The organism is Aquimarina ulvae (genome assembly GCF_053613295.3).
In genome coordinates this window covers 426,452-449,510 of the sequence record NZ_JBSIBP030000002.1, presented here as the reverse complement: position 1 = coordinate 449,510, position 23,059 = coordinate 426,452, and the positions used below count along the sequence as shown (strand labels likewise).

Genomic DNA, 23,059 nt, shown 5'->3' with positions numbered 1-23,059 from the left:
TTTTTTATTATTCGAGATTCTCTTAATTAAATAAATCTCCAAGAATTTTTTCAACATCTGCATCTTGATTGACTCTCAATTCTTCTTTAAGTTTTAGAAGTTTAGATTGAAAAGTTTCAATAACACGTTCAGCATTCATTTTATCTAATAAAATAGATTTTCCACTAGAAGTTAAGAGCGTATATTGATAATGTTTTAATTCTTTTGCTTTTTTTGGATCTAATTTCTGTTCTACAGAAATAGTACCTTTACCAGTTGCTATAGAGATTACACTGCCCTGTGCGGTTACTTTCTCAGTTTGTGCATTAAGATCTGTAGCAAGGCTATATACTTGCTCAAAAATTACAGGAAGTTTCTTCCAATCTTCTTGTGCTTGAGTGGTTAATCCTGCGCCTACCATAAGTAAAAGTAGAAATAATTTTTTCATAATATTTGGGTGTTATAACAATTTAGTATCAAAACTACGTATTTGATTTCACGTATTCCAAAACGGAATAATTATAAATTTATTATTAAAGTTATCTTAAAAACTTGGTTTAAAATAACCAATTTAATTTCAAGTTTCCAAAAAGTGTGCCATGAATTTAGTAAACAAAATTAAAATCCTTAATTATGCATATAGTAAAAAGCATAAAAATAAGGGAGACAGATAACAAAAGAACATTACGAGACGTTTATAAACCCCAATTAATTTAAAACTATAAAGCAAATGAAGAGGTTATCCATTGTTGTAATCGTGCTACTATCTGTATGCAGAGGAGTAAGTCAGGAAAGTGAAGAAGAATACCAAGATGAAGAAGAGTACCAAGACGAAGAGGTACAGGAGGATGACGAAAGTCAAAGTAATTACTTTGATTACTATCAGTATTTTGAGTTTACTAATGATGAGTATGCCAATTTATTGGATAAAGTGAATGATATGAATCCGGATCAGGAGGCTATGTTAAATACATTTGTCGTTGAGGTGCAGCAGGATAGAGTCTTAAAAAGACGTCTGTTCAACGAAATGGTTACCAAACCTAAGAAAAAAAGTCGTTATAAAGGTAAGGACAGTCCTGGTTTTGTTTGCATTGTAAAAGGACTTATAGAACATAAATCAGTATATGATGCGATTATTAAAGACGGTCGGTCTGAGGAACAAGCAAGAAATGCCGCCACCCTTTCTGAAAGAATCACACGTAGAAAATGTGGCATTACTAAAAAAGTAAATGAAGTAGAAGATGATCAATAAGATGCTGTACTAGATCATTTCATTTCCTTATCCTATTAGTATTGTAAAGATTATTAAAAAAAATATATCTTTGTAATGTACTTTGGTACACGTTCTTTGTAAAACCCTACTCCATAGTTCTTGAATTAACTATTAATTTTTAAAACTATGATGATGAATTGGAAAATTCAAAAACTATTGAATGGCGAGACTATTGTCTCCAAAGAACCAGGTAATTCTATGTTACCTATTTTACAATCAAAACAACCTGTAGTACTGAAACCCGTAAATTGGGAAGATTGCAAAGCAGGAGATATTGTTTTCTGTAAAGTAAGAGGAAACTGTTTTACACATGTAGTCAAAGGCAAAAATGTAAAACGAGGATTACTAATCGGTAACAATCGAGGTCGTATCAATGGATGGACCAAAAATGTTTATGGCAAAGTAATAGAGATATTACCAATGTCATAATAGTAGCGCGATAAGCGCTTTTTTTGTTTATAAAACTGATCGAGAAAAAAAAATCGTCTCCTAGCGTATTTGCTTTTTAGTTTTCAAGACACTTCCTTTTTTGGAATATGAATGGAAGCTAGATGTTTTGCATAAACAAGCAAGTAAGTCTTTTCTCAAACTAAGAAACCTCTATGAAGTATTAGAGGACTAATAGCTTTTTGTTTTTTTAGAAATAGTAGTCGGATTATAAAACATCATCTCTACATCAACAGTATATATTACTGCATAAAAAAATCGACTGTTTCCCTCAACAAAAGCCTTATTTCCCTCATTATTGATTTTATCAATCATAGAAATACGATACTTTTATTTCAATCTAAAGGATAATAACGGTTGGATGGGTGAGGAATTAAATTTTAGGTTGGTTAGTTGTGAGACGGATGTAGTAATGGGGTAACTGCATCCGTTTTTTTAGTAATCCTCAACGGCAGATGAAAAGTTATAAATAGATAAATTCAATAGTGGATAGGCAAATGCCAAGCTTTTTTTCTCACCGAGATACTTATTTAGACAGCATCTTCTCTTTTTGTATTTCGCGAACCAACTTATGATACGAATTACGATTGATTACAATTCTATTCTCCTGTATTTCCATTAACGGATTGTAACGTTGTAATACTTTTTCAACTATTTTTTCATCAAAATTAGTTCTAGAAGATATTCTACGTATCACGAATTCCTTATTTTCTTTAGTAAAGTCTTTATAATAAGTATTTAGCATAAATTCATTTCAGTAATTTAAACCTAAAGATATAAAAATATATACAAAAACAACTTTTTGTATATAATAATATATAAAACTATTTTCTAACAAAGGTAAGATGCTTTGCTATTATCAAAACTTTTTCATAAAAAAGAGCCCCATTTTGGAAGCTCTTTTCCTGGTTAAAAAAGTAAAGGGGTCTATTTCTTAAACCCTTTTCATTGGAGGATACTATAACACCATTTTTTGGTTGGTAAAACTTTTTAAGCTTTTGTTCATCGCTATAAACAATCGTTGCGCTTTTTATATCTAGTATACAGAAATAATTGTTCCAGAAACACTAGGTTATTTAAATTACTGAAAAACAAGACTTTGTACTCAAAAAAACATTTATTGTGTTGTTGAATGTGTAGATTACAGGTCAAAATTGTAGATAAATTTCGCACTTTTAAGAAAATCCAAAACCTTGTATGAAGCAAAAATCAACATCCGATTTATTATGATAATTTTTAGAATAACTAATAAGAGAGTTTTTACTTTTGAGTTTTGTGTGTCTAAAAAATAACAACGTAAACGATGAAGTATACTATAGTGCCGAATACAGATATTAAGGTTAGTAAAATATGTTTGGGTTCCATGACCTGGGGAGAGCAAAATACAGAAGAAGAAGGTCATGAACAAATAGAGTATGCTATTAGTCAAGGCGTTAATTTTATAGACACGGCAGAATTGTATTCGGTGCCTGCTAAAAAAGAAACACAAGGAAGCACAGAACAAATAATTGGGAGTTGGATAAAAAAGTCTGGAAAGAGAGATAAAGTGGTAATTGCTTCCAAGATTGTTGGTCCCGCAGAATTTTCTGGACACATAAGAAAAGGAGAGTTTACCAAAAAAGAGATCGCAGATGCTATCCATAAAAGTTTACAAAGGCTACAAACTGATTACATAGATTTGTATCAATTACATTGGCCTGAAAGACAGACAAATTATTTTGGGAAGTTGGGCTATACCCACGATGAAAATGAAAGCTGGAAAGATAATTTCTCGGAAGTTTTGGAGAATCTTCAGGGTTTTGTTAAAGAAGGTAAGATACGGCAAATAGGCGTTTCTAATGAAACCGCGTATGGTTTGATGCGATATGCTGAAGAAGCCAGAAAGGGAGCTCCTAAAATGATTACGGTACAAAACCCGTATAATTTATTAAACCGAAAAGATGAAGTAGGTCTTGTGGAGGTTTTACATCGGGAAAATATAGGTCATTTACCCTATTCTCCTCTTGGCTTTGGTATGCTTACTGGCAAGTATCTAGAGGAAACCCCAAAGAACTCGAGAGTAGATCTTTTTCCCAATTACAATCGGTATATGAAGCAAAATAGCTATAAAGCAACAAGATTGTATAACGAAATTGCTAAAAAGCATAATATTAGTCTTACGCAGCTATCACTAGCATTCATAAATCAGCAACCTTTTGTAACTAGTACTATTATTGGAGCTACTTCTATTGACCAACTTACAGAAAATATTGATAGTATTCACATAACTTTATCCGATGAAATATTAAACGAAATCAATGAAGTTCATGAACAAATACCTAATCCGGCACCATAATTATTAACCAAACAAATGCTCGACCACATCTTCAATTTTAGCGACTAGCTGGATATTGATCTGCGTATCTTTTTGAGAAATTTTATTGTATTTGGAAACAAATATAGTAGAGAAACCTAGTTTTTCAGCTTCCTGAATTCTTTGCTCCACCTTATTAACAGGTCTGATCTCCCCTGCAAGTCCGACTTCTGCCGCAAAACAAAAATCTTTTGGGATAGGGATATCTTCATTAGATGACAATATAGCAGATACTACCGCGAGATCGATAGCAGGATCGTCTACAGAAATTCCACCAGTAATATTCAGGAAGACATCTTTTGCTCCTAACCTAAAACCAGCACGTTTTTCTAACACAGCAAGAATCATATTGAGTCTTTTTAGATGGTATCCGGTAGCACTTCGCTGAGGTGTTCCATAGACCGCTGTGCTAACCAATGCCTGTATCTCTATCATGAGCGGTCTCATTCCTTCTACAGTTGCAGCAATCGCTGTACCGCTTAACTCTTCTTCTTTTTTAGAAATAAGAATTTCACTGGGATTGCTAACCTCTCTAAGGCCACTGCCCAGCATTTCATAAATACCTAACTCTGCCGTCGAACCAAAACGGTTTTTTAATGCTCTTAATATTCTATATACATGGTTGCGATCTCCTTCGAATTGAAGAACCGTGTCTACCATATGTTCCAGGATTTTAGGTCCTGCAATATTTCCGTCTTTTGTAATATGACCGATAAGAATAACCGGGGTTGAGGTTTCTTTAGCAAATTTTATCAGTTCTGTCGTGCATTCTCTAATTTGCGAAATGCTTCCTGCACTACTTTCTATATAATCACTATGTAGGGTTTGTATAGAATCAATAATCACAATATCAGGTTCAGTAGCTTCTATTTGCCTAAAGATATTTTGAGTTTTGGTCTCGGTAAGAATGAGACAATTATCTGTTTTAGATTGTATGCGCTCTGCCCGCATTTTAATTTGCTTTTGACTTTCTTCCCCAGAAACATACAGCGTTTTGTAAGGGAGTTTTAAGCTTATCTGTAATAATAATGTACTTTTTCCTATACCTGGCTCTCCTCCTAACAGAGTAAGAGATCCAGGCACTAGTCCTCCGCCAAGAACTCGATTTAGCTCTGCGTCGTCTGTGTTATATCTTGCCTCCTTGCCAGTGTCAATTTCAGAAATCCTTAAAGGTTTTGAAACCCGTTGCATTTTTGACTCTGTGGCAGCATCTTTCCAATCGCTTTTTGAGGCCTTCTGGATTACTTCTTCTGCAATAGTATTCCATTCTTTACAAGAAGTACATTGCCCTTGCCATTTAGAATATTGTGCACCGCAATTTTGGCAGAAAAAAACAGTTTTGGTTTTGGCCATAGCTTATTATTTAAACGTAAAAATACTATTATTTAACTTGTTTTGTAAAAGCCTAAAAGCAAAAAGACTCCAAAAAATGAAGTCTTTCTAAAAATGTAATAATTTGGGTAGTTTTGGTTATTAATAGCCAAAATCCTCTTTTATTTTATTAACTTTTTCTAGCATATAATCTTTGGTAAGAAAAGCTACTTCATTAAGAAGAAATCCATTTTCATAAGCTCTCATTGCTTTTTTAGGTTCTCCAAGTTGCTCGTATCCCAAACCAAGATAATAGTAGCCAAGCATGGTTTCTGGGTGCTCTTTAATAGCTAGTTTACCAAGCGGTTCTAATTCTTCCCATAACTCTTTTTTTTCGATGGCAGTAGAAATCGCAATAAAATCATTAATTCTGATCTGTCGTTTTATTCCATATAGCTTTTCAGTGGTGTCATAGATGTCTACCAGATAATTGTATAAGGATGTTTCGAGAGTGAGAATATCTTCTTTATATGTTTTTTTGCTGATAGGGCGATACATTTCAAAAATAGCCTCTAATGCTTTAGGAATTGCTCTTCCTACCAAAGTGTAATGAGAAGATTCATCAAAGTTGTCGAAGTAGTAATTAACTTCTGGGTTTTCGATAGTAGATAATTTTTCGTCTATGGTAATTAAATTTTTCTTGATGTTTTCTGCATCATTAGTAGCTGTTGCCAGATAGTACCATACATCTGACCGTGCACCATTTAATACGTTAAAAACACGCTCTTCCATAGGAGGAGCTAACTCAGGACTTAGGTTCAGATATGCCTGAAAAATTGGATTGTCTTTAAACAAAAAATAATTTATAAAATTTGCGGTAAGATCATGTCCAACTATCATTTTTAACGGAGCTGTTCTATACGTTTCATTGATATATGGCAATAATTCCTGACCTATAAATTCAAAAAACTCTGCTCCTTTACCTTCTGGCAGATAACTTGCTAAATCGTATCTAGAATCTTCTTCTCTGGTTTTTCTCTGTAAAACACCTACCACAATTGATTCTGGCATGTCTTCCCAATAAGAGAAATAATCTACATTACCGGCTACAGGCTCAAATAAATGATCTCCGTCCAATACGATAATTACCGGATACGTTTTATCTTCATTTTTTTCATAATTACGTGGTAACTGGATTTTTAAATCTCTGTTTTGATCTAATTTAATGGACCTAAACGTTTCGTATTTTACTTGCCCATAGGAGATAGCGGTAACGATAGCTGCAAGAATTAAAAATATACTTTTCTTCATAAGTAGTAGGATTAAGGTTAAGCAAGTGGCAATATATAAATTATTTTAAAGGTTTAAAATTTAATAATTAATCACTAAAGTAATCAATCTATTGTTTACAAGGGTTTTGCTATGCTTTCTTTCCTCTATTTAAGATAGGTAGAAATAAAAACGATAACGCACCAACTACAATGTTTATTGCAGTTTGAGAACCCCAAAGGATCCAGCCAAAAGCCTCACCATCACTTTTTTCGAAACCAAAAAATACGAATACTGCACCTACCACAATAGGAAATGGTAAGATGCCAATACCCCCGTTAGTTGTGGACATAGAAAAAGAACCAACTACAAAAGCAACTAAAATGACTCCCAAAGAAGCATTACTTAGCGTAGGGACAGCAAATTTTATGACATAAAACATGGACACATACAAAAACCATATGAGTAAGGTGTGAAAAAGAAAAGCCCATTTCTGTTTCATTAAAAAAATGCTTTTCATTCCGTCTAACAGACCCATTCCAAAATCTCTAATTTTCACAATCCATTTATTAGCGGATTTTTTGAGAATTTGAAGGCCTAAAAACCCGCAAAAAATAAGGAAGAGAATTACTCCAAGGGTTAGTAGGGGATTGATATTTTTTTCTTCCAAAAAGGTAAGTAAATATTCCGTTTGGAGAATACCTGCAAATGAGGTCACCAAAATAAGCATAATAAGGTCGGTTATTCTTTCTGATACAATAGTGCCAAACGCTTTCTCAAAAGGGATTTTTTCATAGGTGGATACGGTAAACCCTCTTAATATTTCACCGGATCTGGGAATCCCAAGGTTTGCCAAATAACCTGCCATAATAGCCATAAAACCATTATAAAATTTAGGATTGTAGCCAAGCGGTTTTAATAAAAATTTCCAGCGATATGCCCTAGAAAGATGCGATATGAGGCCTAGTATAAGTGAGAGCACAACCCAGATCGGATTAGCATTCTTAATATTTAGCAACAACTCTTGTCTATAGTCTGGCGTAGCAGTACTCAAAAAGTACCAAATTAAAAAAACTCCCAATAAGAATGGGAGTGTGATTTTTAAGATTTTTAAGATTTTAGGATTCACCCTTTTACTTTAGTAAATTATTTTCTTCGTTAGGAAATAATAGTGCAGGTTTAAACTTTTTGGCAGCTTCGATATCCATCATAGCGTAGGTAATAAGAATTAATACATCTCCTTTGGCTACTTTTCTGGCCGCTGCACCATTTAATGTGATTTCACCACTATTTCTGGGTCCGGGAATCGCATAAGTTTCTAAACGCTCACCATTATTATTATTAACGATCTGTACTTTTTCTCCTTCAATTATATTGGCAGCATCCATTAAATCTTCGTCAATAGTGATGCTTCCTATATAATTTAGATCTGCGCCGGTTACTTTAACGCGGTGAATTTTTGATTTTACAACGTGTACAAACATGTTACAAATTTAGTTATTTTTAATTTAGGGCAATGTTATCAATAAGTCTAACTTCTCCTGCAAAAACTGCAATAAAAGCTCGATACTTTGTGTTCTTTCTTTTTCTTTTGATCGATTTCAGATCCGAAACTTTAGCGATTTCAAAATATTCTAGCGTTAAGGTGTCATTGTTTTTAAATTGATCTGAAACCCAATCAGTCAATTCTAGTGCACTTTTTGTGCCAAAATTATTTTTGACTTGTTTTAGTGTTTTATAGATCAAAGGAGATTCTTGAAGTTGTTTTTTATTGAGCCTTTTGTTTCGAGAACTTAACGCTAATCCACTTGGTTCTCTAAAGATCGGACAACCAATAATTTCTATTGACATATTTTCAATCTCAACCAGTTTCTTTACAATCTGAAGTTGTTGAAAATCTTTTTCACCAAAATAAGCTCTGGTTGGGGAGACAATGGTAAATAGAAGTTTTAGAACTGTTCCTACACCATCAAAATGATCTGGACGAAACTTGCCTTCCATCTCGTGTTCTAATCCATTAAAGTCATAATCAAAAGAACGTGTATTTAACCCATATATTTCTTCGGGCTGTGGAGCAAAGACAATAATATTACTCGATACCGTAGACAAAAGAGCTAGATCTGATTCCAAATTTCGTGGGTATTTGATCAAATCTTCTGAGTTGTTAAACTGCGTTGGATTTACAAATATACTCACGATTACTGATTGATTTTGGTCAATTGCTTTTTGCACCAAAGCTAAATGTCCTTTATGCAAAGCTCCCATCGTAGGAACAAAACCAATGCTTTTATTTTCTTTATGTAAGTCTGCAACATCCTTTTCAACGTCCAGTCTTTTCTCGTATACCCGCATTAATCTAAAAGTTAAAGGCGAGCAAAAATAAGATATTACTAGCAGACTACATAAATTTTCGTAATTTTGCAAAAATTTATTCCTAAGGAGACGAGAAAAGTAGACTATATGAAAGACAAGAGGATATTGTACGTATCATCAGAAGTAATACCTTACCTTCCAGAGACAGAGATTTCATCAATGTCTTTTGAAGCACCAAGAATGGTAAACAGTAAAGGCGGGCAAATTAGAATTTTTATGCCCAGATATGGAAACATTAATGAACGCAGACATCAATTGCACGAAGTGATTCGTCTATCAGGAATGAATCTGGTTATTAATGATTTGGATATGCCACTGATTATCAAAGTAGCTTCTATACCCAAAGAGAGGATGCAGGTATATTTTATTGACAATGAAGATTATTTTAAACGAAAGGCTACGCTCACCGATGAAGATGGGAATTTATTTCCTGATAACGACGAGAGGGCAATATTTTTTGCAAAAGGAGTCATTGAGACTGTTAAGAAATTAAATTGGTCCCCTGATGTAATCCACGTTCATGGATGGTTGGCTTCAATGTTGCCTTTGTATTTAAGGAATTACTATGCTAACGAGCCATTATTTAATGACAGCAAAATTGTAACTTCGGTATACGATCATGGCTATCAGGGAACATTGGATAAAAACATGTTAGAGAAGGTTAAGTTTGATGGAATTGATGAGGAAAAGATTGCAGATCTGGCAAAACCAACATATAATAATGTAATGAAAGTTGCAATTGATAATTCAGATGCAATTATTGTTGGGTCAGAAGAAATTCCGGCAGAGCTTTCTAAGCACTTAAAAACAATAAACCAACCCGTACTAGAATATAAAAAACCAGATGAATTTGCAGATGCCTATGAAGCCTTCTATCAGACAGAAGTATTGGTATAGCAAAAGAAACAATTATGAATTTAAAAAATGTTTTGATCAAAATAACAGCTATAGTAGCTGTTGTTTTTACTGTTGTATCTTGTGATGATGACTTTAATTCAGTTGGAAGTGAGGTAATTGGAGATGTAAATTTTGAAGACAGTGAGTACAACGCAGTTCCGGTGGCATACAGTAGGAGGTTTGAAAGGGTACAAACCAGTGGATTGCCCAATAATTTGATAGGAGTTTATAATGATCCAGTATATGGTCAATCTACCTACAACTTGGTATCACAGATATTACCTGAACGTTTTAATCCTACGTTTGGTGAAAATGCACTTCTCGATAGTGTCGTGTTAAGCTTACCTTATTTTAGCGAGCTTACAGAGACAAATACAAACGACCAAGGTGAGACTATCAATACTTATGAATTAGACTCAATATATGGTTCAGGTGCTGTAAACTTATCAGTATATAAATCTGATTATTTTCTAAGGGATTTTGATGTAGATCAAGGAGCAGAAGCAAGACAAATCTATTATTCTAATGATATCGTTGATAATTTTGGTCCTAGTTTAGAAGGTAGACTACTTTTTACTGAGAGTGATTTTAGACCTTCAGCGAAGGAGATCCGTTTGATAAGTGAAGATGATGAATCTGATGTAGATACGAATGCGCAGGTTATACGGCTAAGTCCTGGTTTAAGATTAGCTTTTATCTCTGATCAGGCAGCAGAAGCTGCTACAGCATTAAATCCCGATCCGGATAATGATCCAAATACGGACAATACAAGAGTGGGTAATCAGGACCTCATAGATTTTTTCACAGGACTTTTTTTAGATAAAGAAGGAAGTATAGAATTAAGCAATGCCAATAATTTTCGTAATTACTTTAGAGGGTTTTATTTTAAAACGGAATCGACATCTTCTGATGGAAGCCTTGTCTTTTTTAACATAGTCAATGCTGATATCACATTACATTATTCTTTTGACACAGAAGTTGTAGATACTGAAGATGAAGACAATGATGAGGATACAACTGAATTAATAACCGTTAGGGATGAAGGAAGTCTTGAACTTAACTTTTCAAATAATATCGTAAACGGTATCGACACCACTTTCAATGCTTCAATCGAAGATGAACTGGCTAATCAGGATGATGTGAATGGTGAGGAAAACTTATATCTAAAAGGAGGAGAAGGATCGTATGCCATTATAGAATTGTTTAATAATGATGTGACTAATGAAAATGGTGAGTTAGAAAATGAATTAGATTTTCTGAAACGGCAGAACTGGTTGATTAATGAGGCTAGTATGAAAATATATATAAATCAAGAGGCTATAGCTTCTGGAGAGACAGAACCAGAAAGAGTTTTTCTATTTAATTTAGAAACGGGAGAGGTGCTTTTTGATTATTTAACTGATCCAACCTCTAATGCAACTAATCCAGTGAGCTCGATTACGCAACATTTAGGTCGCATTACAAGGGATAATGATGAAAATGGTGAGTTTTACAAAATTAGATTAACACGACATATTATTAATATTTTAAATGAAGATACAGATAATGTAAAGCTAGGGTTGTCTGTCTCACAGAATGTTAATGTTGTAGAAAATGCTCAAGGATTTACCCCCACAAATACCGAAGATGAAATCATCCCCTTTTCATCAATCATATCTCATGAAGGAACAATCCTTTATGGAAATGGAGCCAATGTTCCTGAAGAAAAGCGTTTAAAGCTTGATATTTTTTATACGGAATCAAAAAGTAATTAACCGAGAAACAATCAAAACATGTGTGGAATTGTAGGGTATATAGGTCATAGGGAGGCTTATCCAATTGTATTAAAAGGATTAAAAAGATTAGAGTACAGAGGGTACGATTCTGCTGGAATTGCGCTTTATGATGGTCAGGATATTAAATTATCAAAAACCAAGGGTAAAGTGGCAGATCTTGAGGAAAGATTAGTGAATGAAATTTCAACTAATGGTACCGTTGGTATTGGACATACTCGATGGGCTACACACGGAGTGCCAAATGATATAAATTCTCATCCTCATTATTCCAATTCGGGTAATCTTGTGATTATTCATAATGGAATCATAGAAAATTATGAATCGCTTAGAAAAGAATTACTTAACAGAGGATATACATTTACTTCCGAAACGGATACTGAAGTTTTGGTGAATCTAATAGAAGATGTAAAGACAAAAGAAAATGTAAAACTAGGGAAAGCAGTTCAGATAGCATTAAATCAAACCGTGGGTGCATATGCAATAGCTGTCTTTGACAAACAAAAGCCTGATGAAATTGTTGTAGCAAGATTAGGAAGTCCATTGGCGATAGGTGTAGGAGAAGATGAGTTTTTTATAGCCTCAGATGCATCCCCTTTTATTGAATTCACTAATAATGCAATATACCTGGAAGATGGTGAGATGGCAATTGTTCGAAGAAAAAAAGATATAAAAGTAAGAAAGATTAAAGATGATAGTTTGGTAGACCCTTATGTTCAGGAGTTACAGATTAATCTTGAACAAATTGAAAAAGGTGGTTATGACCACTTTATGCTTAAAGAAATTTATGAGCAACCAAATGCTATTAGTGATACCTATAGAGGTAGAATGAGGGTGGCTGATGGAATCATAAAAATGGCTGGTATTGATGATAATTTGGCAAAGTTATTAAACGCAAAACGCATCCTTATCATTGCTTGTGGTACATCTTGGCACGCAGGTCTGGTTGCAGAATATGTTTTTGAGGAATTAGTAAGGATTCCGGTAGAAGTAGAGTATGCATCAGAATTCAGGTACAGAAACCCTGTAATTCACCAAGATGATGTAGTTATTGCTATTTCACAAAGTGGAGAAACAGCAGACACAATGGCTGCAATAAAATTAGCCAAAGAGCGTGGAGCCTTTGTTTTTGGAGTTTGTAATGTGGTTGGGTCTTCAATTTCACGAGAAACGCACGCAGGTGCTTATACACACGCAGGACCCGAAATAGGTGTAGCTTCTACAAAAGCGTTTACAACGCAAATTACACTACTTTCTTTAATAGCGTTAAAGTTAGCTGAAAGAAAAGGTACAATTTCTAATAGTGATTTCTACTATTATCTTCAGGAATTAGAACGTATTCCCGAAAAGGTAAAGGTCGCTTTAGAATCAAATGAGCATATTAAACTAATTGCTGATACCTACAAAGACGCTAAAAACTTTCTGTACCTTGGAAGAGGGTATAACTTCCCAGTCGCTTTAGAAGGTGCGTTAAAATTAAAAGAAATTTCATATATCCACGCAGAAGGATATCCTGCTGCAGAGATGAAACACGGTCCTATTGCCTTAATAGATGAGCATATGCCAGTGGTAGTAATTGCTACTAAAAAAGGGCACTATGATAAAGTAGTAAGTAATATTCAAGAAATTAAATCCAGAAAAGGCAAAATTATTGGAATTGTTACAGAAGGGGATAAAACAGTGAAAGCACTGGCCGATCACGTGATCGAGATACCAGAAACTATTGAATTTCTTACACCACTGTTAACAACAATTCCGCTACAGCTATTATCGTACCATATCGCGGTAATGTTAGGTAAGAATGTTGATCAACCAAGAAACCTAGCAAAATCAGTTACTGTCGAGTAAACATCAAAAAGATAATAAATAGTACTAAAATGTAAAAGCAAATTTTTGGTATGACTATTTTTCAGAAGGATGTATAATAGGTTTGATAATCCTCTTTTACTGTAGACTGTTTTTATCAGTTACCTTTTTTGATGTACGGTTTGATTACATAATATCTTCGTTGAAAACTACACTTATAGTTGGAAGAAAAATATTAATAGAAAGTGTCCTTTACTGTTTTAAGAATAGCTCTAATAGGTGCATTATATTATTTTGGATTAACGAAAAACAATTTTTGCATATAAGGAAGGAGGATACGCTAATTAAGTATTTTGTTGCCTTTGGTATAGTCCCTGTTTATAAAACTAAGCAGGATTTTTTATACTTAAAAAGTAAATATTTTACGTTATTTCCATATTTTTTTGATTAAAAAAATATTATTTATCGGACTTTTTAACACTTTCGCCGATGTTTTGTGGTTTAAAGTCGAATTCAGGCATTTTCCATACTTCATTTAAGTGTCCCAAGCACTGTAACTTGAACTTAAAAAAACCTATTTATGAAAAAAATTACTTTTTTAGTAACGCTATTAATATGTGTTATTAGTAATGCGCAAACTACTATTGATGGTAGGGTGGTTGATGACTTTAATCAACCAATTCCAGGAGCAAATATCTCCTTAAAAGGTGAAGCCATAGGAACAGTTTCTGATTTCGATGGTCTTTTTTCTTTGTCAGTGACGAAAAATCCACCTTTCATGATTACAGCAAGTAGTATTGGATATGAATCTAGCTCTGTGGAGGTAACTTCCACATTAGAAGAAGTAACTATAGTTCTTACTGAAGGTAATATTCTGGATTTGATCGTAATATCAGCCTCTAGAGCGCCAGAACGTTTATTTGAATCACCAGTGAGTATTGAGCGATTTGGTGTTAAAGACATTATAAATACACCCTCTGTAGATTTCTATGGTGGTTTAGAAAATTTAAAAGGTGTTGATGTTAACACTAATAGTCTAACATTTAAGTCAATTAATACGAGAGGATTTGCATCGTTTACCAATACTCGTTTTGTTCAGCTGATAGATGGAATGGATAATACCTCACCGTCGTTGAATTTTGCTTTAGGTAATCTTATAGGAATGAACGAACTTGATGTGGATAATGTCGAATTACTTCCAGGAGCCTCTTCTGCATTATATGGTGCTAACGCCTTTAACGGGATATTATTTATGACTAGTAAAAACCCATTCGAGAAACAAGGCATTAGTGCATACGCCAAAGCAGGTCTTACTTCTCAAGAAGCTGCCGGGAACAACGGATTTTATGATGTTGGAGTGCGAGTAGCTCATAAATTTGCAGATTTTTTTGCTGCCAAGGCTAACTTTTCTTATATGAATGGTACCGATTGGTTTGCTACTAATACAGATAATATTGAAAATCCAGGACAAAGTCGCGAACTAGATCCTGCTTATAATGGACTAAATGTTTATGGAGATGAAGTAAGAGCACTTCTGCCTGGGGCTGGAGTGGTAACTAGAACTGGTTATAATGAATCTGACTTAACAGATTATGATGCAGAAAGTATCAAGTTTGATGCAGCGTTACATTTTAAGCCTTTTAATGATGATTTTGAAATTATTTATGCAGGAAAGCTAGGAAAAGGTCAAACAATCTTTCAGGATTCAAATCGATTTTCTTTAAAAAACTTCTTCTTTCAGCAACATAAGCTAGAAGTAAAGAATGACAATTTCTTTGTGAGAGGTTACATTTCTGCAGAAGATGCTGGGGATACTTATGACATGCGATTTACAGGAATTAATATTAACAGAAGATGGAAAAGTGATGAAGATTGGTTTAATGAATACGCAACGACATTTGCTAATGCCGCAGGAACAGATCAGCAAAGACACCAAGCTGCTAGAGATTTTGCAGATACCGGCAGATTAGAGCCAGGTACTATTGGTTTTGAAAATGCTTTTAATGAAGTAACAAATACTCCTGATTTTCAAACTGGATCAAGATTTATCTCTAAAACAGCGTTAAGACATGTGGATGCAAATTATAATTTAGGTCATATCACAAATAATTTTGCGGATATTCAGGTAGGAGGATCTTTTAGAGAATATTCATTAAATTCTGAAGGTACTTTCTATACTGATTTTGATGGTGCTATTAATTATTCTGAATTAGGTATTTACTCACAGATTCAGAAAAAGTTATTAGATGATAGATTAAAACTTACAGGATCTGTTCGATATGATAAATCACAATTGTTTGACGGTAATTTTTCTCCAAGATTTTCTGTAGGTTATACACTTGGACAAAATAGGAACCGTAATCTTCGTGCTTCTATCCAAACTGGTTTTAGAAACCCTACCACCCAGGATTTATATTTAGGTTTGGATATCGGAGAAGGAGCTGTCGTGGGATCTGCACCTGATAATTTAGATCGTTATTCAAGAATTATAAATGGTACTACAATTACAGGTCGTGCAGCTTATGAGAATTCGTATACGGCAGAATCTGTAGAAGCTTTTTTAAGATCAGGAGGAACAGATGCATTAGAAATTGCAAATCCAGACATAGTACAGCCAGAAAGAGTAACAGCTATCGAGATTGGGTATAGAGCAGATTTTGGTAAATTACTACTTGACTTAAGTGGATATTATAATATGTATCAAGACTTTATTTCTACAGTTGATGTGGTAAGTCCACTAAGCGGAACCGCAGGAACTCCAGAAGGTCAAGCTGCAATCGGTACAGGTAATTTTGCAGGTTTTCAGGCGACTACAAACTCTGAAGCAGATATCAATTCGTACGGAGCTGTATTAGGAATTACTGCTAAGGTGTTTGGTGATTTTGATCTTAATACTAGTTATACATATGCTAAACAGGATTTTGATCAGAGTGAGGACCCTGGATTTAGAACTAGTTTTAATACTCCGGAACACAAAGTGAAAGCGAGTTTTGGACATGATAATTTATTCAAAAATTTTGGTTTTAATACTGCTGCTAAATGGAGTGGAGATTATGTTTGGGAATCTGCTTTTGCTGAAGGGGATGTACCATCATTCACTGTTTTTGATGCACAGATTAACTATAGAATACCGTCATTAAAAACAACGCTTAAACTTGGTGGAACTAATATAGGAGGTAATGAATATTTCACAGCAGTGGGAACAGCTCCAATTGGTTCGCTATATTACTTTGGGCTTACAATTAATAATTTTTAATATAAAAATAGATGAGAAGTTAGTTAATTAACTTGACGTTCTGATATATAATCCCTGTTTAGTTTTCTAAACGGGGATTGCTTTATTTTGTAAGAAGTGAATACTCGTTAAAACTGTATTTTCCAAAAATTAATTATAAAATTTTACCGTTTTTGATACCGAATTGATAGGAACATAATACGGTATAATTTTATTAATAAACAATCAAATTTTTAATATATAATCACTATGACTGATGAAAAAACAGTTTTTTAACTTTTTTTTAAAGAATTAGTAAAAAAACGTATATTGTTGTCATAATATAAAAACTAATTTAGGATATGAGGACAATTACGTTAGTATTAATGCTTTTTCTGGGTATTATTGCTACTGCACAAACAACAATTAGTGGAAGAGTGGTTGATGACAATAATCAACCAATTCCTGGGGCTAATATTGCATTACAAGGGGCTTCGGTAGGAACAGTTACCGATTTTGATGGGTTATTTACATTAACATTGGAGGAAGCACCTCCTTTTACTATTAGAGTTAGTAGTGTTGGTTTTGAGTCTACATCGGTAAATATAACATCGAGCTCAAGTGATCTGACCATTACTTTAAAAGAAGGAACAGAACTTGATGAAGTGATTATTTCTGCATCCAGAACACCAGAAAGAGTGTTTGAATCTCCGGTAACGGTAGAACGTTTTGGAATAAAACAAGTGAAAAACACGCCATCTGCAGATTTTTATAGTGGTTTGGAAAACCTTAAAGGAGTTGATATAAATACCAACAGTTTAACATTTAAGTCCATCAACACTAGAGGTTTTGCGAGCTTTGCAAACACAAGATTTATGCAACTTGTTGACGGAATGGATAATTCCGCTCCGGCGCTTAACTTTCCATTGGGTAACCTTTCAGGTATGATTGAAACAGATGTACAAAGTGTGGAAATTCTTCCAGGAGCTGCTTCTGCCCTTTATGGAGCTAATGCCTTTAATGGTATTCTATTTATGCGCAGTAAAAGCCCTTACGACCATCAAGGCATAAGTGCTTATATAAAAGGAGGTGTAACCTCTCAAGAAGCTGCTGGTGATAATGACTATAGAGATTTTGGAATTCGTATTGCACACAAATTCAGTGACAAATTCGCAGCCAAAGTCAATTTCGGTTATTTAAAAGGTACGGATTGGTTTGCAACAAATCAAGAAGATAGATTTAATCGAGGTTTAACAAGAGCCGATACAGATTATGATGGTATAAATGTTTATGGAGATGAAGTTTCTACCAATATTAGAGAAGCCTCTGGTTTAGGTATTATACCAGATGTAGAGGTGAGTAGAACAGGATATGATGAGGTAAATTTAACCAACTACAATGCAGAGAGTGTTAAAGCAGATTGGGGGCTATATTTCCGCCCCTGGGCGACAGATTTCGAAATTCAGTATGTAGGTAAAGTAGGTTCGGGTAATACCATTTATCAAGGTGCTAACCGATACAATATTAAAAACTTCTTCTTACAGCAACATAAATTAGAAATTAAAAACAACAACTTTTTTATACGAGGGTATGTAACTGAGGATAAGTCTGGTGACTCTTATGACATGGTTTTTACAGGTATTAACATTAACCGTTCTTGGAAAAGTGATCAAGATTGGTTCGGAGATTATATAGCAACTTATGCAGGTATAGAGTTGTCTGGAAACCCACAAGGTTTAACCACACAACAAAAACACGATGCTGCACGAGCTGCTGCTGACACAGGTCGCTTGCTTCCTGGTACTCCAGAGTTTGAAGCGGCATTTGATAGAATAACCAATGACTCTGATCTTTCTACTGGTTCCCGTTTTGCAGACAACTCTAAAATTTATCATGGAGATGCTAATTATAACTTTAACCATCTTTGGGATGCTGTAGAGATTCAAGTCGGTGGTTCTTTTAGAACTTATGAACTCAATTCCTTTGGTACAATTTATACCGATACAGATGGGCCCATATACTATTCAGAGTTTGGTATTTATACACAAGCTCAAAAGCAATTAGAATTAAGTAGTAGTTTAGAATTAAAGTTAACAGGATCCATACGATATGATAAGTCTGAGTTGTTTGATGGATTTTTCTCTCCTAGACTTTCTGCAGGTTTTACCTTAAATGACAATCATAACTTTAGAGCCTCTTTTCAAACAGGTTTTAGAAATCCTACAACTCAGGATCTATACATTGGTTTAGATGTGGGTCGAGCTGTACTAGTAGGAAGTGCTTTTGACAACCCTGCAAGATATTCTAGAAATTACGGAGTAAGTAGTGATGGACAAAGTTTAGGGCAACCATCACAGATAACCCAAACTGGAGCGGCCGCATATTTTAATTCCTATTTAGCAAATTCTGTTCAAGCATTTGCTGAATCTGGTAACCCTGATGATTTAGAAGTAGGAAACTCTTCTTTAGCGCAACCAGAACAGGTTACATCTGTAGAGGTAGGTTATCGAGGAAAAGTAAAAAGCTTTATAATTGATGCTTCTGCTTATTATAATAAATATCAGGACTTTTTGGCTAACGAAACCGTTATTGCACCGTTTTATGGTAATGTTGATGCTAACGGAGATGGTATAGTTGATACAGATCCAGAGGCTTTTAATGCCCTAGCCAACAGTGATTTTCAAGCCTATCAAACCTACACTAATTCAGATTTAGATATTAATTCATACGGTGCAGCTATTTCGGTATCTACCAAAATATTAAATGGTTTTGATCTAGATGCTAACTATACCTGGGCCAGATTAGATTTTGACGTTACTGAGAATCCGGACTTTAGAACTCAGTTTAACACACCAGAACATAAAGTCAAGGTTTCATTTGGTAAAAATGATTTGTTCAAAAACTTTGGATTTAACACATCTTGGAGATGGAGTGATAACTTCTTCTGGGAAGCTTCTTTTGGAGATGGTGAGGTTCCGGCTTATCATGTAGTTGATGCACAAATTAACTATACTATTCCTAGCTTGAAGTCTACATTTAAGTTAGGTGCTACCAACATACTGCAAGACGAATACTTTACAGCATTTGGAACTGGATTTATTGGTTCTCAGTATTTCTTATCGTGGACGATTAATAACTTGTAAAATCGAAATTAAAAATTATTATGAAACAACTTAAATATATAACATTGTCTCTTCTCGCTATAGGATTTATATCCTGTGAGAACGATACTTTGGAAGACTTAAGATCCAGAGGACAAGAAGAGCCTGTAGAACTGGAAGCTTTTACGCAAGGAAGCGCAGATTTTTCTACGTATGTATCGTTAGGAAACTCATTAACCGCTGGTTTTGCAGATGGTGCGCTTTATAAAATTTCTCAAGAAAATTCTACGCCTGCAATATTAGCACAGCAATTTGCCGCTTTAGCAAACGGAGGTGCCTTTACACAACCTTTGATGAATGACAATATTGGTGGGCTATTAGCAGGGGGAAATCAAATTCCAGGTTTTGGTCCAAGATTGGTTCTAAATCTTGATCCAGATCTACCAAGACCAACACCTGTTCCATTGCAAGCATTAGTTCCTTCTGCAGTACCTACAACGGACATAGTGTCAAACAATCCTGCAGGACCATTTAACAACCTTAGTGTGCCTGGTGCCAAAAGTTTTCATTTATTAGCTCCCGGATACGGAAATTTAAATGGTATTTTTACTAACCCACCAACTGCTAACCCTTATTTTGTAAGAATGACTGGCAGTACCCCTAATGCTAGTGTTTTAGAATTAGCAATTGCACAGCAGCCATCGTTTATTTCTCTATGGATAGGTAACAATGACGTTTTGGGTTATGCGCTCTCTGGCGGTGATGGAACTAATCCCATTACCCCAATAGATGGGGCTCCAGGTGCTGGTTTCGAAGCTAGTTACCAGGCGATTATAGGGTCTTTAACAAGCAATATTTCAGGGCTTCAGGGTATATTAGCAAATATCCCAAATGTTACGGCCATACCTCATTTTACTACGGTACCTTTTGCACCACTAGATCCAACTAATCCAAGTTTTGGACCACTTATTCCAACATTAAATAGTCAATTTGCTGGACTTAATCAAGTGTTTACTGCGCTAGGTGTTCCTGAAAGAGTATTTACTTTTAATACAGATGCCGCGAGCGCTGTAGTTATTAAGGATGAATCTTTGCCAGATTTGTCAGCACAAATATCTGGAGCATTACAGGCTGGAGGTTTAGATCCTGGGACCGCTGCAGTATTTGGCTTTTTATATGGACAGGCTAGACAAGCTAATGAAAATGACTTATTAGTACTACCAAGTTCTTCAATTATAGGGCAAGTGAACACTGATGCTGTCGCTACACTTGTAGGTCTTGGCTTACCACAAGAGACTGCAGGTCAATTAGCAGTAAATGGTGTAACTTTCCCGCTGGAAGATAAATGGGTTCTTTTACCTTCAGAACAAAATGAAATTGCTGGTGCAACAGCTGATTTTAATCAAATAATTTCTGATGTAGCAATGGAAAATGGCTTTGCACTATTAGATGCCAACGCTTTACTAGATCAATTAGCAACTACTGGTATCGATGCGGGTGGATCAATACTGACTTCTAGCTTGGTAACGGGTGGAGCTTTTTCGTTAGATGGGGTTCATCCAACATCTAGAGGTTATGCATTAATAGCCAATGAAATGCTTAAAGCTATTGATGCAACTTATGGTTCAAACTTTAAAGCTTCAGGTAATTTAGTAGATGTTTCAGCATATAATACAAACTACTCGCCTACTTTGCTTGACTAATTAAATTAATAATAAAATAAAAACTCCTTTTCATTGATTTGAAAAGGAGTTTTTTTATACCTGAACCTTAGTAACACCCTGTGATTTTGTTGAAACTACAAGTTGAAAATAAATAGTTACTATAGCTGATAATAACAAATACACAATCATTGCTGTATTTACCCATTCAAACAAAGACTCTATTCCAAACCAGCCCATGTCCAAAATAATAAATTGTCCTAATACCAACTTAATCGCTTCTGCATAGATGGAAACTATGTGCCCATCCAGGCAGAAATATATGCCGCTAAAAAAAGCGTATAGCTGATAAGATCAACAAAGTCTAAATCAGCAATACTAATTAACAAATGATACATCAGCAACACGGTAATTGCAATTGTATCCAACTCCAAACCTTCAATAAATAAGAGTCGTTACCGCTGTACTTAACTCTAGAGTATGGATCTTCAATTATTTCTATTGGGTATTTTGCAGTAACATCATTTGGTCGCCAACCTGTGGGCATAACCCAAATTTTTAGCTTATCCTTCCAGTTTTTAGTATGCCAAGCGTCTTTTGCTATTCCCCATAGGTACATAAAATTGATTAGAAAAGGATTCCAAGTATTCACTGGTTTTTTTACACCATATACTGGAGGTGTATTTTTGAGTTCTTCCCGGAAGGAACCAAAAAGTTTGTCCCAAATAATAAAAATTTCTGAGTAATTTTTTATCCAGATATTGGTCATTTATAGCGTGATGCACTCTATGATGTGATGGGGTTACAATAATATATTCAAGCACTCCCATTTTATCGATTAATCGGGTGTAATACAAGAATTGAGCAAAAAAGTGGATCGGAGCTATGAATGCAACTATTTCTGAAGGAATACCAAGTATAGCTAACAGAATGTATAGAAATAAATAGAAAATATTGCAGAAACATTTTGCCGCAATGCACTAGCCAGATTAAATTCTTCACTACTATGGCGTATTATATGCCTGTTCCAAAATACATTTACTGTATGATTAAATCGATGAGACCAATAACCAGCAAAGTCTAGCCCGATAAAGGTAAGTAAATAAACAAGGATAGATGATCTGATTTCTAACAATGAAACATGATCTACCATCCATTCGTAACTTAGAATGATTACGGTTAGACCCATCAAACTTTTTAATGTATTGGTAATTCCCGAACTAATGCTAGAAATTGTATCCATAGCTTCGTTAACCGAATTTTTTTTCCATCAGCTTATTACATATTCTAAAAGGATAAGCACAATAAATCCTGGAATAGCAAAGCTTAATGCAATAGCATATGTTTCCATAGGCACTCTTTTTAAAAAAACAAATTTGTATGGAAAATACGATTTAATGGTTTTAAAATCAAATAAAAGCTATATAAAATCGATACTTTTAGGAAGGCAAATAAGCTTTAGACTTTCTCACAAAAAAAACAAAATAAAAGACACTATTTTTTTCATTTTAAAAGCCTATATTTGCAGCCTGAAAAAAGGTCGTATTTGGTATAGTCCAAAAAACACCCTTTTAAATAGTTAAATACTAAACATTAAATAGTT

Annotated in this window: 19 protein-coding genes; 10 read left to right on the top strand and 9 right to left on the bottom strand. The window is 34.5% G+C overall.

What is annotated here, in order from left to right; translation table 11 throughout:
* Nucleotides 1-22 precede the first annotated feature (22 nt).
* Nucleotides 23-427, bottom strand: a complete 405-nt coding sequence (locus tag ACWGOQ_RS05600) for a hypothetical protein (protein WP_452056110.1) — start codon at nt 425-427, stop codon at nt 23-25.
* 282 nt (nt 428-709) lie between these two features.
* Between ACWGOQ_RS05600 and ACWGOQ_RS05595 the strand changes: the two genes are divergently transcribed.
* Nucleotides 710-1,231, top strand: coding sequence for a hypothetical protein (locus ACWGOQ_RS05595; protein WP_452056111.1), 522 nt, complete (start codon nt 710-712; stop codon nt 1,229-1,231).
* Nucleotides 1,232-1,384: 153 nt separating this feature from the next.
* Nucleotides 1,385-1,681 carry a hypothetical protein gene (locus ACWGOQ_RS05590; RefSeq protein ID WP_452056112.1) on the top strand — a complete coding sequence of 99 codons (297 nt, stop codon included), beginning with the start codon at nt 1,385-1,387 and terminating at the stop codon, nt 1,679-1,681.
* Nucleotides 1,682-2,225: 544 nt separating this feature from the next.
* Here the strand turns inward: ACWGOQ_RS05590 and ACWGOQ_RS05585 are convergent.
* Nucleotides 2,226-2,444 carry a hypothetical protein gene (locus ACWGOQ_RS05585; protein ID WP_452056113.1) on the bottom strand — a complete coding sequence of 73 codons (219 nt, stop codon included), beginning with the start codon at nt 2,442-2,444 and terminating at the stop codon, nt 2,226-2,228.
* A 558-nt stretch (nt 2,445-3,002) separates the two neighbouring features.
* On the opposite strand from ACWGOQ_RS05585, the gene ACWGOQ_RS05580 reads away from it, so the two are divergent.
* Nucleotides 3,003-4,034, top strand: a complete 1,032-nt coding sequence (locus tag ACWGOQ_RS05580; RefSeq protein WP_452056114.1) for an aldo/keto reductase — start codon at nt 3,003-3,005, stop codon at nt 4,032-4,034.
* A gap of 3 nt (nt 4,035-4,037) precedes the next feature.
* Here ACWGOQ_RS05580 and radA read toward each other — a convergent pair whose 3' ends face one another.
* The 5 genes from radA to panC all read right to left on the bottom strand — a co-directional run bounded on the left by radA (nt 4,038) and on the right by panC (nt 8,984).
* The gene (gene radA, locus ACWGOQ_RS05575; protein ID WP_452056115.1) at nt 4,038-5,405 is read right to left on the bottom strand and encodes a DNA repair protein RadA; all 1,368 of its coding nucleotides are present in this window, start codon (nt 5,403-5,405) and stop codon (nt 4,038-4,040) included.
* Nucleotides 5,406-5,525: 120 nt separating this feature from the next.
* Entirely contained in the window at nt 5,526-6,674 is a 1,149-nt protein-coding gene (locus tag ACWGOQ_RS05570; protein ID WP_452056116.1) for an alpha/beta hydrolase, read from the bottom strand.
* Nucleotides 6,675-6,783: 109 nt separating this feature from the next.
* A complete protein-coding gene (locus ACWGOQ_RS05565) occupies nt 6,784-7,761 on the bottom strand; it encodes a lysylphosphatidylglycerol synthase transmembrane domain-containing protein (RefSeq protein ID WP_452056117.1) in 978 nt (325 codons plus the stop codon).
* A 4-nt stretch (nt 7,762-7,765) separates the two neighbouring features.
* Nucleotides 7,766-8,116 (bottom strand): aspartate 1-decarboxylase, encoded by a 351-nt coding sequence (panD, locus tag ACWGOQ_RS05560; protein ID WP_378179547.1) that lies wholly within the window; start codon nt 8,114-8,116, stop codon nt 7,766-7,768.
* Nucleotides 8,117-8,135: 19 nt separating this feature from the next.
* Nucleotides 8,136-8,984, bottom strand: a complete 849-nt coding sequence (panC, locus tag ACWGOQ_RS05555) for a pantoate--beta-alanine ligase (RefSeq protein ID WP_452056118.1) — start codon at nt 8,982-8,984, stop codon at nt 8,136-8,138.
* A 108-nt stretch (nt 8,985-9,092) separates the two neighbouring features.
* On the opposite strand from panC, the gene ACWGOQ_RS05550 reads away from it, so the two are divergent.
* The 6 genes from ACWGOQ_RS05550 (at nt 9,093) to ACWGOQ_RS05525 (ending at nt 21,498) form a co-directional block, all read left to right on the top strand.
* Nucleotides 9,093-9,902, top strand: a complete 810-nt coding sequence (locus ACWGOQ_RS05550; protein ID WP_452056119.1) for a glycogen/starch synthase — start codon at nt 9,093-9,095, stop codon at nt 9,900-9,902.
* 14 nt (nt 9,903-9,916) lie between these two features.
* Entirely contained in the window at nt 9,917-11,656 is a 1,740-nt protein-coding gene (bamH, locus tag ACWGOQ_RS05545; protein WP_452056120.1) for a BamH family beta-barrel-assembly machinery protein, read from the top strand.
* An 18-nt stretch (nt 11,657-11,674) separates the two neighbouring features.
* On the top strand, nt 11,675-13,522 hold the full coding sequence (gene glmS, locus ACWGOQ_RS05540) for a glutamine--fructose-6-phosphate transaminase (isomerizing) (RefSeq protein ID WP_452056121.1): 1,848 nt from the start codon (nt 11,675-11,677) through the stop codon (nt 13,520-13,522).
* Nucleotides 13,523-14,060: 538 nt separating this feature from the next.
* Nucleotides 14,061-16,736 (top strand): TonB-dependent receptor, encoded by a 2,676-nt coding sequence (locus tag ACWGOQ_RS05535; RefSeq protein ID WP_452056122.1) that lies wholly within the window; start codon nt 14,061-14,063, stop codon nt 16,734-16,736.
* 320 nt (nt 16,737-17,056) lie between these two features.
* The gene (locus ACWGOQ_RS05530; protein WP_452056123.1) at nt 17,057-19,837 is read left to right on the top strand and encodes a TonB-dependent receptor; all 2,781 of its coding nucleotides are present in this window, start codon (nt 17,057-17,059) and stop codon (nt 19,835-19,837) included.
* Between the two features lie 20 nt (nt 19,838-19,857).
* Complete coding sequence (locus tag ACWGOQ_RS05525) at nt 19,858-21,498, top strand: SGNH/GDSL hydrolase family protein (RefSeq protein WP_452056124.1); 1,641 nt, start codon at nt 19,858-19,860, stop codon at nt 21,496-21,498.
* Nucleotides 21,499-21,853: 355 nt separating this feature from the next.
* On the opposite strand, the gene ACWGOQ_RS05520 is transcribed toward ACWGOQ_RS05525, so the two are convergent.
* Both ACWGOQ_RS05520 and ACWGOQ_RS05515 read right to left on the bottom strand, forming a co-directional pair.
* Nucleotides 21,854-22,225: a sterol desaturase family protein gene (locus tag ACWGOQ_RS05520; protein ID WP_452056125.1), complete on the bottom strand. Its 372-nt coding sequence runs from the start codon at nt 22,223-22,225 to the stop codon at nt 21,854-21,856.
* Nucleotides 22,226-22,378: 153 nt separating this feature from the next.
* Nucleotides 22,379-22,699: a sterol desaturase family protein gene (locus ACWGOQ_RS05515; RefSeq protein WP_452056126.1), complete on the bottom strand. Its 321-nt coding sequence runs from the start codon at nt 22,697-22,699 to the stop codon at nt 22,379-22,381.
* Here ACWGOQ_RS05515 and ACWGOQ_RS05510 point away from each other — a divergent pair.
* Entirely contained in the window at nt 22,680-23,039 is a 360-nt protein-coding gene (locus ACWGOQ_RS05510) for a hypothetical protein (protein WP_452056127.1), read from the top strand. The genes ACWGOQ_RS05515 and ACWGOQ_RS05510 overlap by 20 nt on opposite strands.
* Nucleotides 23,040-23,059 lie beyond the last annotated feature (20 nt).

Bases quoted from the DNA above. Each gene is read 5' to 3' on its own strand.
- ACWGOQ_RS05600 (WP_452056110.1), bottom strand. From the start codon at position 427: ATGAAAAAATTATTTCTACTTTTACTTATGGTAGGCGCAGGATTAACC.
- ACWGOQ_RS05595 (WP_452056111.1), top strand. From the start codon at position 710: ATGAAGAGGTTATCCATTGTTGTAATCGTGCTACTATCTGTATGCAGA.
- ACWGOQ_RS05590 (WP_452056112.1), top strand. From the start codon at position 1,385: ATGAATTGGAAAATTCAAAAACTATTGAATGGCGAGACTATTGTCTCC.
- ACWGOQ_RS05585 (WP_452056113.1), bottom strand. From the start codon at position 2,444: ATGCTAAATACTTATTATAAAGACTTTACTAAAGAAAATAAGGAATTC.
- ACWGOQ_RS05580 (WP_452056114.1), top strand. From the start codon at position 3,003: ATGAAGTATACTATAGTGCCGAATACAGATATTAAGGTTAGTAAAATA.
- radA (WP_452056115.1), bottom strand. From the start codon at position 5,405: ATGGCCAAAACCAAAACTGTTTTTTTCTGCCAAAATTGCGGTGCACAA.
- ACWGOQ_RS05570 (WP_452056116.1), bottom strand. From the start codon at position 6,674: ATGAAGAAAAGTATATTTTTAATTCTTGCAGCTATCGTTACCGCTATC.
- panD (WP_378179547.1), bottom strand. From the start codon at position 8,116: ATGTTTGTACACGTTGTAAAATCAAAAATTCACCGCGTTAAAGTAACC.
- panC (WP_452056118.1), bottom strand. From the start codon at position 8,984: ATGCGGGTATACGAGAAAAGACTGGACGTTGAAAAGGATGTTGCAGAC.
- ACWGOQ_RS05550 (WP_452056119.1), top strand. From the start codon at position 9,093: ATGAAAGACAAGAGGATATTGTACGTATCATCAGAAGTAATACCTTAC.
- bamH (WP_452056120.1), top strand. From the start codon at position 9,917: ATGAATTTAAAAAATGTTTTGATCAAAATAACAGCTATAGTAGCTGTT.
- glmS (WP_452056121.1), top strand. From the start codon at position 11,675: ATGTGTGGAATTGTAGGGTATATAGGTCATAGGGAGGCTTATCCAATT.
- ACWGOQ_RS05535 (WP_452056122.1), top strand. From the start codon at position 14,061: ATGAAAAAAATTACTTTTTTAGTAACGCTATTAATATGTGTTATTAGT.
- ACWGOQ_RS05530 (WP_452056123.1), top strand. From the start codon at position 17,057: ATGAGGACAATTACGTTAGTATTAATGCTTTTTCTGGGTATTATTGCT.
- ACWGOQ_RS05525 (WP_452056124.1), top strand. From the start codon at position 19,858: ATGAAACAACTTAAATATATAACATTGTCTCTTCTCGCTATAGGATTT.
- ACWGOQ_RS05520 (WP_452056125.1), bottom strand. From the start codon at position 22,225: ATGACCAATATCTGGATAAAAAATTACTCAGAAATTTTTATTATTTGG.
- ACWGOQ_RS05510 (WP_452056127.1), top strand. From the start codon at position 22,680: ATGCTAGAAATTGTATCCATAGCTTCGTTAACCGAATTTTTTTTCCAT.
- ACWGOQ_RS05515 (WP_452056126.1), bottom strand. From the start codon at position 22,699: ATGGATACAATTTCTAGCATTAGTTCGGGAATTACCAATACATTAAAA.